The 14,500-nt window shown below is 72.4% G+C and carries 16 protein-coding genes; 6 read left to right on the top strand and 10 right to left on the bottom strand.

Annotated features, from left to right (window positions below):
- Nucleotides 1-63: 63 nt before the first annotated feature.
- Nucleotides 64-1,524: an argininosuccinate lyase gene (gene argH, locus ACYVOO_RS14505; RefSeq protein ID WP_461016071.1), complete on the bottom strand. Its 1,461-nt coding sequence runs from the start codon at nucleotides 1,522-1,524 to the stop codon at nucleotides 64-66.
- 210 nt (nucleotides 1,525-1,734) lie between these two features.
- Here argH and ACYVOO_RS14500 point away from each other — a divergent pair, with 210 nt between their 5' ends.
- Nucleotides 1,735-2,052, top strand: coding sequence for a hypothetical protein (locus tag ACYVOO_RS14500; RefSeq protein WP_461016070.1), 318 nt, complete (start codon nucleotides 1,735-1,737; stop codon nucleotides 2,050-2,052).
- Nucleotides 2,053-2,145: 93 nt separating this feature from the next.
- Here the strand turns inward: ACYVOO_RS14500 and ACYVOO_RS14495 are convergent, their stop codons facing one another.
- On the bottom strand, nucleotides 2,146-2,517 hold the full coding sequence (locus ACYVOO_RS14495) for a DUF488 domain-containing protein (RefSeq protein ID WP_461016069.1): 372 nt from the start codon (nucleotides 2,515-2,517) through the stop codon (nucleotides 2,146-2,148).
- An 84-nt stretch (nucleotides 2,518-2,601) separates the two neighbouring features.
- Between ACYVOO_RS14495 and ACYVOO_RS14490 the strand changes: the two genes are divergently transcribed.
- Both ACYVOO_RS14490 and ACYVOO_RS14485 read left to right on the top strand, forming a co-directional pair.
- Entirely contained in the window at nucleotides 2,602-3,186 is a 585-nt protein-coding gene (locus tag ACYVOO_RS14490; protein ID WP_453345092.1) for a pyridoxamine 5'-phosphate oxidase family protein, read from the top strand.
- A gap of 78 nt (nucleotides 3,187-3,264) precedes the next feature.
- Entirely contained in the window at nucleotides 3,265-4,239 is a 975-nt protein-coding gene (locus ACYVOO_RS14485; RefSeq protein WP_461016068.1) for a bile acid:sodium symporter family protein, read from the top strand.
- A 182-nt stretch (nucleotides 4,240-4,421) separates the two neighbouring features.
- Here ACYVOO_RS14485 and ACYVOO_RS14480 read toward each other — a convergent pair whose 3' ends face one another.
- The 6 genes from ACYVOO_RS14480 to ACYVOO_RS14455 all read right to left on the bottom strand — a co-directional run bounded on the left by ACYVOO_RS14480 (nucleotide 4,422) and on the right by ACYVOO_RS14455 (nucleotide 10,426).
- On the bottom strand, nucleotides 4,422-5,012 hold the full coding sequence (locus tag ACYVOO_RS14480; RefSeq protein WP_461016067.1) for an arginine repressor: 591 nt from the start codon (nucleotides 5,010-5,012) through the stop codon (nucleotides 4,422-4,424).
- A complete protein-coding gene (locus ACYVOO_RS14475) occupies nucleotides 5,009-6,307 on the bottom strand; it encodes an acetylornithine transaminase (protein ID WP_461016066.1) in 1,299 nt (432 codons plus the stop codon). Before ACYVOO_RS14475 ends, ACYVOO_RS14480 begins: the two co-directional genes overlap by 4 nt.
- The gene (gene argB, locus ACYVOO_RS14470) at nucleotides 6,304-7,236 is read right to left on the bottom strand and encodes an acetylglutamate kinase (RefSeq protein ID WP_461016065.1); all 933 of its coding nucleotides are present in this window, start codon (nucleotides 7,234-7,236) and stop codon (nucleotides 6,304-6,306) included. The genes ACYVOO_RS14475 and argB overlap by 4 nt, the downstream gene beginning before the upstream one ends.
- Nucleotides 7,233-8,384, bottom strand: coding sequence for a bifunctional glutamate N-acetyltransferase/amino-acid acetyltransferase ArgJ (gene argJ, locus ACYVOO_RS14465; protein WP_461016064.1), 1,152 nt, complete (start codon nucleotides 8,382-8,384; stop codon nucleotides 7,233-7,235). The genes argB and argJ overlap by 4 nt, the downstream gene beginning before the upstream one ends.
- A gap of 106 nt (nucleotides 8,385-8,490) precedes the next feature.
- Nucleotides 8,491-9,519, bottom strand: a complete 1,029-nt coding sequence (argC, locus tag ACYVOO_RS14460) for an N-acetyl-gamma-glutamyl-phosphate reductase (RefSeq protein WP_461016063.1) — start codon at nucleotides 9,517-9,519, stop codon at nucleotides 8,491-8,493.
- A gap of 97 nt (nucleotides 9,520-9,616) precedes the next feature.
- Nucleotides 9,617-10,426, bottom strand: a complete 810-nt coding sequence (locus ACYVOO_RS14455; RefSeq protein WP_461016062.1) for a phytanoyl-CoA dioxygenase family protein — start codon at nucleotides 10,424-10,426, stop codon at nucleotides 9,617-9,619.
- A 117-nt stretch (nucleotides 10,427-10,543) separates the two neighbouring features.
- On the opposite strand from ACYVOO_RS14455, the gene ACYVOO_RS14450 reads away from it, so the two are divergent.
- The gene (locus tag ACYVOO_RS14450; protein WP_461016183.1) at nucleotides 10,544-11,410 is read left to right on the top strand and encodes an AraC family transcriptional regulator; all 867 of its coding nucleotides are present in this window, start codon (nucleotides 10,544-10,546) and stop codon (nucleotides 11,408-11,410) included.
- A 195-nt stretch (nucleotides 11,411-11,605) separates the two neighbouring features.
- Nucleotides 11,606-12,211 carry a dihydrofolate reductase family protein gene (locus tag ACYVOO_RS14445; protein WP_461016061.1) on the top strand — a complete coding sequence of 202 codons (606 nt, stop codon included), beginning with the start codon at nucleotides 11,606-11,608 and terminating at the stop codon, nucleotides 12,209-12,211.
- A 48-nt stretch (nucleotides 12,212-12,259) separates the two neighbouring features.
- Here ACYVOO_RS14445 and map read toward each other — a convergent pair whose 3' ends face one another.
- Nucleotides 12,260-13,063: a type I methionyl aminopeptidase gene (map, locus tag ACYVOO_RS14440; RefSeq protein WP_461016060.1), complete on the bottom strand. Its 804-nt coding sequence runs from the start codon at nucleotides 13,061-13,063 to the stop codon at nucleotides 12,260-12,262.
- A gap of 64 nt (nucleotides 13,064-13,127) precedes the next feature.
- Between map and ACYVOO_RS14435 the strand changes: the two genes are divergently transcribed.
- Nucleotides 13,128-13,463 carry a helix-turn-helix transcriptional regulator gene (locus ACYVOO_RS14435; RefSeq protein WP_461016059.1) on the top strand — a complete coding sequence of 112 codons (336 nt, stop codon included), beginning with the start codon at nucleotides 13,128-13,130 and terminating at the stop codon, nucleotides 13,461-13,463.
- Between the two features lie 73 nt (nucleotides 13,464-13,536).
- On the opposite strand, the gene ACYVOO_RS14430 is transcribed toward ACYVOO_RS14435, so the two are convergent.
- Nucleotides 13,537-14,439 carry a phosphotransferase family protein gene (locus ACYVOO_RS14430; RefSeq protein WP_461016182.1) on the bottom strand — a complete coding sequence of 301 codons (903 nt, stop codon included), beginning with the start codon at nucleotides 14,437-14,439 and terminating at the stop codon, nucleotides 13,537-13,539.
- Nucleotides 14,440-14,500: the final 61 nt, after the last annotated feature.

Raw genomic sequence — 14,500 nt, 5'->3', positions numbered from 1 at the left:
CACCTGCCCCGGACACCGCCCGCCATGCCGCGCCGCCCCGTCAACCGCCGCGCGCCCGGACCGTCAGGCGCGGCGCCGCACGAGCGGCAGTGCCGCCCACTCCCGCTGGTGCGCCAGGTCCGACTTGATCTCCGCGAGCTGGACGGCGACCGCCGAGGGCGCCGTGCCGCCGCGCCCGTCCCGTGAGGCCAGGGCGCCGGGGACGTCGAGGACCGTGCGGACCTCGGGCGTCAGATGCGGGGAGATCTCGGCGAACTGCGCGTCCGTGAGCTGGTCCAGTTCGATCCCCTCGCGCTCGCAGACCTTCACGCACTCCCCGGCGACCTCGTGCGCCACCCGGAACGGCACGCCCTGCTTCACGAGCCACTCGGCCACGTCCGTGGCCAGCGAGAAGCCCGCGGGCGCCAGTTCGGCCATCCGCTCGCGGTTGACCGTCAGCGTCGCCATCATCCCCGTGAAGGCGGGCAGCAGGATCTCCAGCTGGTCGCAGGAGTCGAAGACGGGCTCCTTGTCCTCCTGGAGGTCGCGGTTGTACGCGAGCGGCAGCGCCTTGAGCGTGGCCAGCAGCCCCGTGAGGTTGCCGATCAGCCGCCCGGACTTGCCTCGGGCCAGCTCGGCGATGTCCGGGTTCTTCTTCTGCGGCATGATCGACGAGCCGGTGGAGAACGCGTCGTGGAGGGTGACGAAGGAGAACTCCTTCGTGTTCCAGAGGATGATCTCCTCGGCGATCTTCGAGAGGTCGACCCCGATCATCGCGGTGACGAAGGCGAACTCGGCGACGAAGTCCCGCGAGGCCGTCCCGTCGATGGAGTTGGCCGCGGAACCGTACTCGAAGCCGAGGTCGGCGGCGACGGCCTCCGGGTCGAGGCCGAGCGAGGAACCGGCGAGCGCCCCCGAGCCGTACGGCGAGACCGCGGTGCGCGTGTCCCACTGCCGCAGCCGCTCGGCGTCCCGGCCCAGCGCCTGCGCGTGCGCGAGCACGTGGTGCGCGAACAGCACCGGCTGCGCGTGCTGGAGGTGGGTGCGCCCCGGCATCGCGACGTCGGGGTGCGCCTCGGCCAGCCCGACGAGCGCTTCCTGAAGCTCCGTGAGCAGCCCGCCGATCAGCCGGGCGTGGTCCCGCAGGTACATGCGGAAGAGGGTCGCGACCTGGTCGTTGCGCGACCGGCCCGCGCGCAGCTTGCCGCCGAGGTCAGGGCCGAGCCGCTCCAGCAGGCCGCGCTCCAGGGCCGTGTGCACGTCCTCGTCGGCGATGGTGCCGGTGAAGGAGCCGTCGGCCACGTCCCGTTCGAGCTGGTCGAGACCGGCCAGCATCCGCTCCAGCTCGTCGGCGGTCAGCAGCCCGGCCTTGTGCAGCACGCGCGCGTGCGCGCGGGAGCCCGCGATGTCGTACGGGGCGAGCCGCCAGTCGAAGTGGACGGAGGCCGAGAGCTTGGCCAGCGCCTCGGAAGGACCGTCGGCGAACCGCCCGCCCCACAGCCGTACGTCGTCGCCGCCGCCGGAGGTCTGCGGGTCCTGGGTCATCGGGGGCTCCTTGCGGGTGCGTGCTGGAACTGGCTGGAAGGTGCGTCAAGGCGCTGAGCGCGACAGGGCATAAGTATGCATTCCACTGCATGTTTCGTCAACGCGCTCGTGCTCCCCGGCTGGCGCGCGGAGAGAGGGTGATCACACTGGACAGGGAGGCCGCAACAGAGGTTTCTCACGCCGTCTCCCACGCCACAGGAGGTCACAGGCATGACTGGACAGGACCTGCCGCTGCCCGACTACGACGAGCTGCCCGCCGCGAGCATCGAGCACCGCGTCAGGCCGCTGTCCCGGGAGGACGTGAACCGGCTGCTGGAACACGAGCGGGGGCACGCGGGCCGGCCCCAGGTGACCGAGGTGCTCGCGGCCCGGCTGCGCGAGCTGGACCGGGGCGCCGAGCCGACCCCGGGCGACGCGGAGGGTGCCAGGCCCGACCGCCCCGGGCCCGCCAGTGGCGGCTCCCCCGTCTCCCCCGACAGCGCGCGCGAGCCCTCGAAGCCGTTCCGGCACGGCGAGCGCGAGATGTGAGGAGACGCGCGAGGTGACACACGAGGTGAAGCGCCACCGGCCTCGCCCGGTGGCGCGGCCGGTCCCGGCCGGGTCGGCCCCTTCGGAGACCGCTCAGTCCGCCTCGCCGAGCTGTTCGGCCAGCACGCCCGCGTGCCCGTGCGCGAGGTCCTTCGTCGCCGTCAGCAGGGTCAGCGGGCCCCGGCCCGCGCGTTCGCGCAGGCGCCGCAGCGCCTCCTGCCCCTCGGGTTCGGACAGCTCGGCGCGGTAGCGCTCGGCGAACTCCTCGAAGCGCTCCGGGTCGTGCCCGTACCACTTGCGCAGCTCGGTGGACGGCGCGACGTCCTTGTCCCAGGCGTCCAGTTCCGCTTCCGCCTTCGCCAGGCCGCGCGGCCACAGCCGGTCCACCAGCACCCTGACGCCGTCGTCAGCGCCGGGCTCCTCGTACACGCGCCGCACCCGCACCCGCGGGCTCTTCTCGCTCATGCCCCCAGCGTGCAGGGCGCGCGCGGAACCCGCACCCCCGACGGCTCTGGCATGGACGGGAGGCGCCCGGCGCATACTCGCGTCATGGGAAAGACCTACACGCGAATAGACCACCGGCTGCGGTCCTTCATCGACGAGCAGCCCGTCTTCTTCACCGCCACGGCCCCGCTGGACGGCGACGGAACCGTCAACCTCTCCCCCAAGGGACTCACGGGTTCCCTCGCGGTGCTGGACGAGCACACCGTCGCGTACCTCGACTTCGCGGGCAGCAACGCGGAGACCATCGCGCACCTGCGCGAGAACGGCCGCATCACGCTGATGTGGTGCGCCTTCCAGGGGCCGCCCAACATCCTGCGCGTGCACGGGCGCGGTGAGCCCGTCTTCCGCGACGACCCCCGGTTCACGGACCTGCTCGCGCACTTCCCCGGCATCGACCCGTCGCGGCACGGGCTGCGCGCGGTCATCGTGGTGAGCGCCGAGCTGATCCGGGACACGTGCGGCTTCGCTGTGCCGTTCATGACGTACGACGAGGACAGGACGCTGCACGGCTCGCGCTTCGCGCGGGAGACGGACGAGACACTGGACGCGTACTTCCAGAAGAAGGAGCACATCGCCACGAGCATGGACGGGCTGCCGGGGCTGCCGCTCCCGCTGCCGCCCACGCCGTAGGACAACGGCAGGCCCCGCAGAGGGCCGCATCGCGAGACGAGCTTGCACAAAGGCCCTCATCAGGCGTTCCATCGCGCGGTGCGAACCGACCAATCGAGCCAAGCCTCCGATAACCCAGACACCCCTGATACCTCCGGCGACGGCCGCTCGGCGCGGCGCGCCGTCACCGTCTTCCCCCTGCTGGTACTCCTCGCCGGAGCCGCCGGGATGATCAGCCCGGGCACCTTCTCCGGCGGGGCCGAGGCCGTCCCGTATCTGCTGGGCGTGGTCATGTTCTGCATGGGCGTGACCATGACGCCGGAGGACTTCAAGGGCGTGGCCAAGCGCCCGTGGGCGGTCGGGCTCGGCCTCGTCGCGCACTACGTGATCATGCCGGGGCTGGGGTGGCTCGTCGCCACGGGGCTGAATCTGTCGCCGCAGCTCGCCGCGGGAGTCATCCTGGTGGGCTGCGCGCCGAGCGGCACCGCGTCCAACGTCGTGACGTACCTCGCCCGCGGCGACGTGGCGCTCTCCGTCTCCGTCGCGACCGTCTCCACCGTGCTGGCCCCGCTCATCACCCCGCCGCTGACGCTGCTGCTCGCGGGCGAGTTCCTGCCCGTCGACGCGGGCTCGATGGTCACCGACATCCTCAAGACCGTGCTGCTGCCGGTGCTCGCGGGGCTGGTCGTGCGGCTGCTCGCGGGCCGGTATGTGACCAAGGCGCTGCCCGTGCTGCCGTGGCTGTCAGCGCTGACCATCTCGGTGATCGTCACCGTGGTGGTCGCGGGCAGCGCGGACGCCATCAAGTCGGCCGCGGGGATGGTGTTCCTGGCCGTGGTGCTGCACAACGGGCTGGGGCTCGCGCTGGGCTACGGCGCGGGACGGATCAGCCGCCTGGGCGAACCGGCCAGCCGCGCGATGGCCTTCGAGGTCGGCATGCAGAACTCCGGGCTCGCCGCGTCGCTCGCCACGGCCCACTTCAGCCCGCTGGCCGCGCTCCCCGCCGCCGTCTTCTCCGTCTGGCACAACATCTCGGGCGCGCTGGCAGCGGCGTGGTTCTCGCGCAAACGCTGACCGGGCCATGAGCCGAGGGGCGGTGGTGCCCGGCGACCTCCCGGTCGCCGGGCACACGGCCGCCGGGCACACGGCCGCCGGGCAGCGGGCCTCTGACCAGCGTCGACGGCGGCACGGCGCGAGACCGTACGTCGCGCGACGCGGCACGGCGCGAGGGCGCGAGGCCGCACGGCCATCGGCCGCTACCGCTCGTTCTGCGCCAGGCTCAGCAGGTGCTCGGCCAGGGACCGGCCGCCGTCCGGATCGCGGCTGATCAGCAGCAGCGTGTCGTCGCCCGCGATCGTGCCGAGGATCGCGTGCAGCTCGGCCTGGTCGATGGCCGAGGCCAGGAACTGCGCCGCGCCCGGCGGGGTGCGCAGGACGACGAGGTTGGCCGACGCCTCGGCCGAGATGAGCAGCTCGCCGGAGAGGCGGCGCATCCGCTCCTCCTTCGCCGACTCGCCGAGCGGCGCCTGCGGGGTGCGGAAGCCGCCCTCGCTGGGCACCGCGTAGATCAGCTCGCCGCCCGTGTTGCGGATCTTGACGGCGCCCAGCTCGTCCAGGTCACGCGAGAGCGTGGCCTGGGTGACGGTCAGCCCGTCGTCGGCGAGGAGCTTGGCTAGCTGGCTCTGGGAGCGGACGGGCTGGCGGTTGAGGATGTCGACTATCCGACGGTGCCGTGCCATGCGCGTCTGCGGCACGGCCTGGCCCGCCTGATGTCCGTTCCCCGCCTCCGGATCGGTGTCGGTGCCCGCGTCCGGCTCGGGTCCTCGGCCGCTCTCCCCGCTCGTCATCCCCGTTCCCCTTCGACTTGTCGGTCTCCGTCGGCGGCCGCGTCGAGGATGCCGGGCAGGGCGCGTACGAGCGCGTCCACCTCGTCCTCACCGATGATCAGCGGGGGCGCGAGCCGGACGACGCCGGGCGCGACCGCGTTCACCAGGAAGCCCTCGTCCTGAGCCACCTGCTGCACCCTTGGTGCGACGGGCTCGGTGAGCACGATACCCAGCAGCAGCCCCGCACCGCGGACATGGTCCACGAGCGGGTGTCCGAGCGCCGTGACCGCGTCGCGCAGCCGGGCGCCCATGCGCTTGACGTGTGCCAGCAGGTCCTCGTCGGCGATCGTCTCCAGCACGGCCAGCCCGGCCGCGCAGGAGACGGGGTTGCCGCCGAAGGTCGTGCCGTGCTGGCCGGGGGTGAACAGCTCGGCCGTCTCGCCGAAGGCGAGGGTGGCGCCGATGGGCAGCCCGCCGCCCAGGCCCTTGGCCAGGGTGACGACGTCGGGCTCGACGCCCTGCGCCTGGCAGGCGAACCAGTGGCCCGTGCGGCCGATGCCGGTCTGGATCTCGTCGACGACGAGCAGCGTGCCCGTCGCCCGGGTGATCTCGCGGGCAGCGGCGAGATAGCCCTCCGGCGGGACGACGACGCCGTTCTCGCCCTGGACCGGCTCGACGATGAACAGCGCGGTCTCCTCGGTGACCGCGGCCCGCAGGGCCTCGACGTCGCCGTAGGGGACGTGGGTGACCTCGCCGGGCAGCGGCGCGAAGGGCGCCTGCTTGCCGGGCTGACCGGTCAGTGCCAGGGCGCCCATGGTGCGGCCGTGGAAGCCGCCGTCGGTCGCGACCATGTGGGTACGGCCTGTGCGGCGGCCGAGCTTGAAGGCGGCCTCGACCGCCTCCGCGCCGGAGTTGGAGAAAAAGACCCGTCCCGGCCGCCCGGCCAGCTCCAGCAGCCGCTCGGCGAGGAGGACCGGGGGCTCGGCGATGAAGAGGTTGGAGACATGGCCGAGGGTGGCGACCTGGTCCGAGACGGCGCGGACCACCGCGGGGTGCGCGGTGCCCAGCGCGTTCACGGCGATGCCGCCGACGAAGTCGGTGTAGGACTTGCCCTGCGCGTCCCAGAAGGTGGCGCCCTCGCCGTGGGTGAGGGGGACGCGGGGGGTGCCGTAGTTGTCCATCAGGGTGGACTGCCAGCGGCGCGTGAGCGCCGCGTTGGCGCCGACGCCCGCGCCCACGCCTGCACCCGTACCCGCGCCCGCACCAACGCCGGTTCCGCGTCCGGTTCCGCTTCCGCTTCCCGTGGTGGTGTTCATGCCGCCTCGTCCCCCTCTGCCGGCTTGCCCGGCGCGTCCTTGTCCGGCACGACCATCGTGCCGATCCCCTCGTCGGTGAAGATCTCCAGCAGGATGGAGTGCGGGACGCGCCCGTCCAGGACGCGTGCCGTCCGTACGCCGTTGCGCACCGCGTACAGGCAGCCCTCCATCTTGGGCACCATGCCGCTGGCCAGGCCCGGCAGCAGCTTCTCCAGCTCGGTGGCCGTCAGCTCGCTGATCACGTCGTCGCTGCTGGGCCAGTCCGCGTACAGGCCCTCGACGTCGGTGAGGACCATCAGCGTCTCGGCGCCCAGGCCCGCGGCGAGCGCGGCGGCGGCCGTGTCGGCGTTGACGTTGTAGACGCCCGTGTCCCCCTCGTCGGCGCTGCGCGCGATGGAGGAGACGACGGGGATGCGTCCGTCGTCGAGCAGCGCCTGTATGGCGCCGGTCTCGACGGAGGCGATCTCGCCGACCCGGCCGATGTCCACCCGCTCGCCGTCGATGTCCGCGTAGTGCTGGGTGGCCGCCATGATGTGCGCGTCCTCGCCGGTCATGCCGACGGCGAGGGGGCCGTGCTGGTTGAGCAGGTTGACCAGCTCGCGCTGGACCTGCCCGGCCAGGACCATCCGTACGACGTCCATCGTCTCGGTCGTGGTCACCCGCAGCCCGGCCTTGAACTCCGACTCCAGGCCCAGCTTCTCCAGTTGCGCGCTGATCTGCGGCCCGCCGCCGTGCACGACGACCGGGCGCAGTCCGGCGTGCCGCAGGAAGACCACGTCCTGCGCGAAGGCGGACTTGAGATCCTCGTCGACCATGGCGTTGCCGCCGAACTTGATGACGACGGTCTTGCCGTTGTGCCGCGTCAGCCAGGGCAGCGCCTCGATGAGGGTGCGGGCCTTGGGGAGGGCGGTGTGTTTGCGTGTGCTCATGAGCTGTACGCGCTGTTCTCGTGGACGTAGTCGGCGGTGAGGTCGTTCGTCCAGATGACGGCGGACTCGGACCCCGCGGCCAGGTCGGCGGTGATGCGGACCTCGCGGAAGCGCATGTCCACCAGCTCGCGGTCCTCGCCGACGGAGCCGTCCTTGCAGACCCAGACGCCGTTGATGGCGACGTTCAGCTTGTCGGGCTCGAAGGCCGCCGACGTCGTGCCGATCGCGGAGAGGACCCGCCCCCAGTTCGGGTCCTCCCCGTGCAGGGCGCACTTGAGGAGGTTGTTGCGGGCGATGGAGCGCCCCGCCTCCACGGCGTCCTCCTCGCTGGCCGCACCCACGACCTCGACGCGGATGTCCTTGGAGGCGCCCTCCGCGTCGCGGATGAGCTGCTGGCCGAGGTCGTCACAGACCGTGCGGACGGCCTCGGCGAACTCGTCGTACCCGGGGGTGACCCCGGAGGCCCCGGAGGACAGCAGCAGCACCGTGTCGTTGGTGGACATGCAGCCGTCCGAGTCGATCCGGTCGAAGGTCGTACGGGTGGCGGCGCGCAGCGCCCGGTCCAGCTCGGGCTGGTCCAGCTCGGCGTCCGTGGTCAGCACGACGAGCATGGTGGCCAGTCCAGGCGCCAGCATGCCCGCGCCCTTGGCCATGCCGCCGACGGTCCATCCCGCGCCCTCGGCCACGGCGGTCTTGTGCACGGTGTCGGTGGTCTTGATGGCGATGGCCGCCTTCTCGCCGCCGTGCGCGGAGAGCGCGGCGACGGCCTTGTCCACGCCGGGCAGCAGCTTGTCCATGGGCAGCCGGGTGCCGATCAGCCCCGTGGAGGCCACGGCGACCTCGCCCGCGCTGTGCCCGAGCGCCTCGGCAACCTTCTCGGCGGTGGCGTGGGTGTCCTGGAAGCCGGGGGCTCCGGTGCAGGCGTTGGCGCCGCCCGAGTTGAGGACCACGGCCGAGACCTGGCCGCCCTTGAGCACCTGCTCCGACCACAGGACCGGCGCGGCCTTGACGCGGTTGCTGGTGAAGACGCCCGCTGCGGCATGGCGCGGCCCGTTGTTGACGACGAGGGCGAGGTCCGCCCCGCCGCTGTCCTTGATTCCGGCCGCGATGCCCGCCGCCGTGAATCCCTTCGCCGCTGTCACGCTCACTGTGCTTCTCCGTTCGCTGCTCCGGCCGCGACTGCTCCGGCCGCGGGGTGCGGCGGTACAAGGCCGCTCGTCGTACGGGTGCCGTCGGACACGGGGGTGCCGGTGTTCACGGGGCGACCCCGACCGTGGGGAGGCCCAGGCCCTCGGGGAGGCCGAGGGCGAGGTTCATGCTCTGCACCGCGCCGCCCGCCGTGCCCTTGGTGAGGTTGTCGACGGCGCTGATGACGATGAGGCGTCCCGCGTCCTCGTCGTACGCGACCTGGAGGTGAACGCTGTTGGAGCCCTGCACCGAGGCCGTCGCGGGCCACTGGCCCTCGGGGAGCAGGGTGACGAAGGGCTCGTCCTGGTACGCCTTCTCGTACGCGGCCCGCAGGCTCTCCCCCGTCACGCCAGGCCTGGCCTTGGCGCTGCACGTGGCGAGGATGCCGCGGGACATCGGCGCGAGGGTCGGGGTGAAGGAGACGCTGACCCGCTCCCCGGCCGCGGCGGAGAGGTTCTGGCTCATCTCCGGGGTGTGCCGGTGCACGCCGCCGACGCCGTACGGGCTCATCGAGCCCATGACCTCGCTGCCCAGCAGATGCGGCTTGAGCGACTTGCCGGCGCCCGACGTGCCCGTCGCCGCGACCACCACGGCCTCGGGCTCGGCGAGCCCGGCACCGTAGGCGGGGAAGAGCGCGAGCGAGACGGCGGTCGGGTAGCAGCCGGGGACCGCGACGCGCTTGGCCCCCTGGAGCGCGGCTCGGGCCCCGGGCAGCTCGGGGAGGCCGTACGGCCAGGTCCCGGCGTGCGGGCTGCCGTAGAACTTCTCCCAGTCGGCCGCGTCCGTCAGCCGGAAGTCCGCGCCGCAGTCCACGACGAGCACCCCGTCGCCCAGCTCCTCCGCGACGGCCGCCGACTGCCCGTGCGGCAGCGCGAGGAAGACGACGTCGTGCCCGGCGAGGGCCTGCGTGGTGGTCGGCTCCAGCACGCGGTCGGCGTACGGCGTGAGGTGCGGCTGGAGCGCGCCGAGGCGCTGGCCCGCGTTGGAGTTCCCCGTCAGGGCCCCGACCTCGACCTCCGGATGCCCCGCCAGCAGGCGCAGCACCTCACCCCCCGCGTAGCCACTGGCTCCCGCTACCGCTGCTCGCACTGCCATCGAACCCTCCTCGTCGATGGCATGACTATACGTAGCACAGCAGTTTTATGCAATGAGGGGCGCAAGGGGCACCTGAGAGCTGTTGTGACTGAGCGCGCTAGTCGGCGGGTCCGGCGTCCTCCCCGTCGGGACCGGAGGTGGCCTGTCCCAGGCCCCGGCGGATCGCGGTCTCTACGGGTGAGTACGCGCCGTCGGCCCGCTCCAGTTCGTACGGCGCTGCCGGCATCAGCGGCGGCTGGGCCATGAAGCGCGGTCGCGCCCCGTGGTGCGGCTGCGCCGCGTGCACCAGGAACGGATGGCACAGGAAGACGTCACCCGGGGAACCGGTGGCGAGGGCGAGCGGCCGGTGGGCGGATGCCGCTACGAGGTCCGGCGCGATGGCCAGGCCGCTCGCGCCCTCCTCCCCGTACGGCTCCAACACCTTCGGCACGTCGAGGTGGGAGCCGACCCGGATCCGGGTCGGGGCGTCCTCTTCGCCCACCTCGCTGAACAGAAACAGCATCAGCAGGGCCCGGCCGCGTGAGCGGAGATTGGTGAAGGGCCAGGTCTCGCCCTCCACCGCATAGCTGCCCTCGATGTGCCAGCCCGCGTCATCGGGCTCCTCGTCGTGCGGAAAGCGCAGCGGGAAGGTGCCGAGCGAGTAGCGCTGCTCCCAGCGCCCGGCGCCGGCCAGCAGGTCGTACGCCCGGTGCAGGACCGGGGAGTTGGGTGCGGCGGCGAACGGTCCCTGTGCCATCCCGCCGACCCGGTGCACGGGCTGCGTCCACGTCTCCGGGTCGTCCGGGTCGCAACCCGTCTCCCGCCACAGCAGCCGCGCACAGCTCGCGGCCACGCGGGGCGCGACGGCGCCCTCCAGCTTGACGAAGCCGTCGCGGAGGAAGCGGGATACCAAGGTCGTGTCGTCCATGGCTCTATCGTGCGGCGCCGCCCGTACCGGTCACCCGACACTTGCCGCACCGCCTTTCTCGGGTGCGGCGTTCAGGGCCGCCTGATGGAATCGATGGCCGGGATCTTGGAGGCGAGCGTGCTGGAGCGGATCAATCAGGCCATGGAGCACATCGAGCGGCAGCTCGACAGCTCCGTCGACGTAGGCGAGCTGGCGCGGATCGCGGCCACCTCGGAGTACCACCTGCGGCGGATGTTCTCGGCGCTCGCGGGGATGCCGCTGTCGGAGTACATCAGGCGCCGACGGCTGACCGTCGCGGGCGCGGAGGTACTGGCCGATGAGTGGACGCTGCTGGAGATCGCGGTGCGGTACGGATACAGCTCGGGAGAGGCATTCGCGCGGGCGTTCCGCGCGGTGCACGGCGTGGGGCCCGGCGAGGCGCGGCGCACCGGCGCGGCGCTCAGCTCCCAGCCCCGGATGGCCTTCCGCCTCATCGTCGACGGGAGCAGCAGCATGCGCTACCGCGTCGTGCGCAAGCCGGAGTTCAGCGTCGTCGGGGCGAAGGCCCGGGTGCCGCTCGTGCACTCGGGGCCGAACCAGGCGATCATCGATTTCGTCCGCGGGACCGGCGACCAGGCAAGGAAGCTGCTGGAGACGCTGTCCGACCAGGAGCCGCACGGCATCCTCGCGGTCTGCGACGACCTCGATCCCAGCCGGGCGGAGGGCACCGACCTCGACTACTACCACGGGGTCGTCACCTCGGCGTCCGCGCCGGAGAGCATGGCCACGCTGCCCGTGCCGGCCGGGACATGGGCGGTCTTCACCACCTCGGGGCCGGCGCCGGAGGCGGTCCAAGCGCTGTGGCGTGATGTGTTCACCGAGTGGTTCCCGTCGAACCCGTACCGGAGCCGCCCCGGGCCGGAGATCCTTCGCACGCGAATGTCGGCGGACGGCGGCGAGGCCGATGCCGAGCTGTGGCTGCCGGTGGAACGGGAGGCCGATTGATTCCGGAATCCCTCCCTGCCCCTGTTCGCCGGGGCCGGTGTGACGGTGCGACGGTGTGCGCTCCGCCGGCCTGACCGGCCGCCGCGTCATGGGTTTTCTCGTTATCGCACAGCGCGGCCGATGAGTATGTGGCTCGCGGCCGGTCCAAGCTCGTGACACCCAAGGACTCGTGACCCCCAAGGAAGGGGAACCGCCATGTCGGAGCTTCTCGTCGACTTCATCACCTCCCTCGACGGCTACGCATCAGGGGAGGGATGGCCCGGGTTCTGGGGCCTCGAGGGCCCCGAGTACCTCGCATGGCTCGGCGAGCAGCCCGAGGCCACCTACCTGATGGGAGCGAACACCTACCGCCTGATGTCGGGCTTCGCCTCGGGCGAGGTCCCGAGCGGCCAGGACGAGTTCAGGCCCGAAGAAGAGGCGTCTGTCGACGAGCTCACGCAAGCGTCCAAGGTGGTGTTCTCCTCCTCGCTCGGGGAGCCACTGAAGTGGGCCAACTCCACGCTCGTCCGCGACGACGCCGTCGAGGCGGTCCGCGCCATGAAGTCGAGCGGCTCGGGGCTCCTCAGCACGATCGGCAGCCTCAGCCTGTGCCGGTCCCTGCTGCGGGCCGGACTCGTGGACCGCTTCCGGGTCGTGATGTTCCCGGTGATCACCGGGGCCACGGGTGAGGAGCGCATCTACGACGGCTATCCGGACGTCGCCCTGGAGATGATCGAGCACCGCACCTTCGACGGCCGCCTCCAGCTCGTCGAGTACAGGCCCCGCGTGCTCGAACACCCGCCGCTCGGCACCCCTGCGTGACGGCGCCCCGTCCGCCGGTCCGGACGGCGCGGCAGCGGCATCGGCCCCTTACGGACGGGTCGGGTGGGTCGGGCGGGTCGGGCGGGTCGGGCGGGTGAGGATTTCGGCTCCGTCCTCGGTGATGGCGATGGTGTGCTCGCTGTGCGCGGTCCGGCAGCCCGTCGCGCTGCGCAGCGTCCAGCCGTCGGCGTCGGTGACGAGCGTGGCGGTGTCGGCCATGACCCAGGGCTCCAGGGCGAGCAGCAGTCCGGGGCGCAGCTTGTATCCGCGGCCGGGCCGTCCGGTGTTGGCGATGTGCGGGTCCTGGTGCATGGTCGAGCCGATGCCGTGGCCTCCGAACTCGGTGTTGACCGGATAGCCCGCCTCGCTGAGGACCGTGCCGATGGCGTGGGAGAGGTCGCCGGTGCGTGCCCCGGGCCTGGCGGCGGCGATACCGGCGGCGAGTGCGCGTTCGGTCGCCTCGATCATCGCGACGCTCTCCGCCGGCCTGGCCTTGCCCACCAGGAAGCTGATCGCGGCGTCCGCGGCGACCCCGCCCCTGACCACGGCGAGGTCGAGAGTCAGCAGATCCCCGTCCGCCAGCGTGTAGTGGTGAGGCAGCCCATGGAGCACTCCGTCGTTGACGGCCGTGCAGATGTAGTGTCCGAACGGGCCGCGCCCGAAGGAGGGCGCGTAGTCGACGTAGCAGGACTGCGCCCCCGCCTCGGTGATCATCTCCTTGGCCCACTGGTCGATGTCCAGCAGATTCGTCCCGACCGTGCTGCGCCGCTTCAGCGTGTCCAGGATGTGCCCGACCAGGGCGCCGGTGTCCCTCGCCCGCTCGAGCTGCGCGGAGTTCAGGATCTCGATCATGGGGGCCTCTCAGGTGCGTCCAATAACTATACCGGTCAAACTATACCGGCATTAGAGTGGGGCCATGGTCAGGTTGCCGCTCACCCCCGCCGAAGTGGAACGCGGAGAGCGCCTCGGCGCGCTGCTCCGCCGGGCCCGGGGCTGCCGTTCGATGCTGGACGTGGCGCTCGCCGCACAGATCTCGCCGGAGACCCTGCGGAAGATCGAATCCGGCCGCGTGGCCACCCCCGCCTTCCCGACCATCGCGGCGATCGCCGACACCCTCGGCCTGTCACTCGACGCCGTCTGGGCCGAGATCAGCCAGGCGGAGCGAACCGACGCGGGACGAAGCGTCGAGGAGCGAACCGTCGCGGATCAGCCGGTCGCGTCCGTCGCACGGCAGCCGTCACTGGTTTCCTGACGCCGCACCCCGCGAAGGCCCCGTCGGGCCGGTCGGGGTCGGGCCGTGCCCGATGGGGCAGGGCCGCCCCGGCTCAGCCCTGCGCGTCCATCAGAGCGGTGACATAGGCGTCCAGCCGCTCCTCGGCGGCTCGCGCCGTCAGCTCCGTCCTCCCCGCCTCCCGCCACGGCTGCGACACCAGCCGCACCTCTTCCGAGGACGCCAGGGCATCCCGCACGCGCCAGTACAGCCGCTCGCTCGCGGTCGCGGCCAGCACCCCGCCCGCCCGCTCGTACGCCTCGGCGAACCGCAGACCCCACGCCGGGCCGTGCAGCAGCGCGAGATTGACGGAGCAGTGCGCCACGTCGAGATCCGCCGGACCCCAGGACGCCCCCGCCCAGTCGACGACGCCGGTGAGCCGGGCACCCGCCGACCCCGAGGGCGGCACGTCGAACAGCACATTGCCGGGCTGGAAGTCCCTGTGCAGGAAGCGCCCCTCGTAGGGCGGCGCGGGCCCGCGGATCATGTCGATCGCCGCGGCCCATGCCGCCGCGTCGGCGCCCCTCGGGACCACGACGGTGTCGGCGGTCGTCAGCGCCGCGTACTCCTGGGGCCGCTCGGCTGGCCGCACCGCGTGGATCGCCACGAGCTGACGGGCCAGCAGAGGGACGCGCGTCTCCAACCCCTCGCCGTCGAGGACCGGCCGGCCCGGGAGATGCGTCATGAGAAGCGACGGGTACTCGCAGTGCTCGGCGACGGGATCGACCGCGACGAGCCCGGGAACCGGCACACCGGTCCCCACGAGCCGGGTCAGGGCACCGGCCTCCCTGTGCAGCCGGTCCTCGGCGTGCTCCACGTCGACGAAGGTCCGCAGCACCAGATCACGCGTGCCCCCGTCCCGCCCGCCGATGGTCAGCCTCCGCATCTCGGCGGTGATGCCGCCCCGCAGCACCTCGGCTCCGAGGACCCGCTCGCCTGGTTCCAGGTGCCGGTTCACCCAGGCCAGGGCCGAAGGGCGGACGGCCGCCGCCTCGTCCGCCTCATCCGCCTCGTCGTGG

The sequence above is a fragment of the Streptomyces daliensis genome, assembly GCF_054782395.1.
This window is presented reverse-complemented; position numbering and strand designations above follow the sequence as displayed.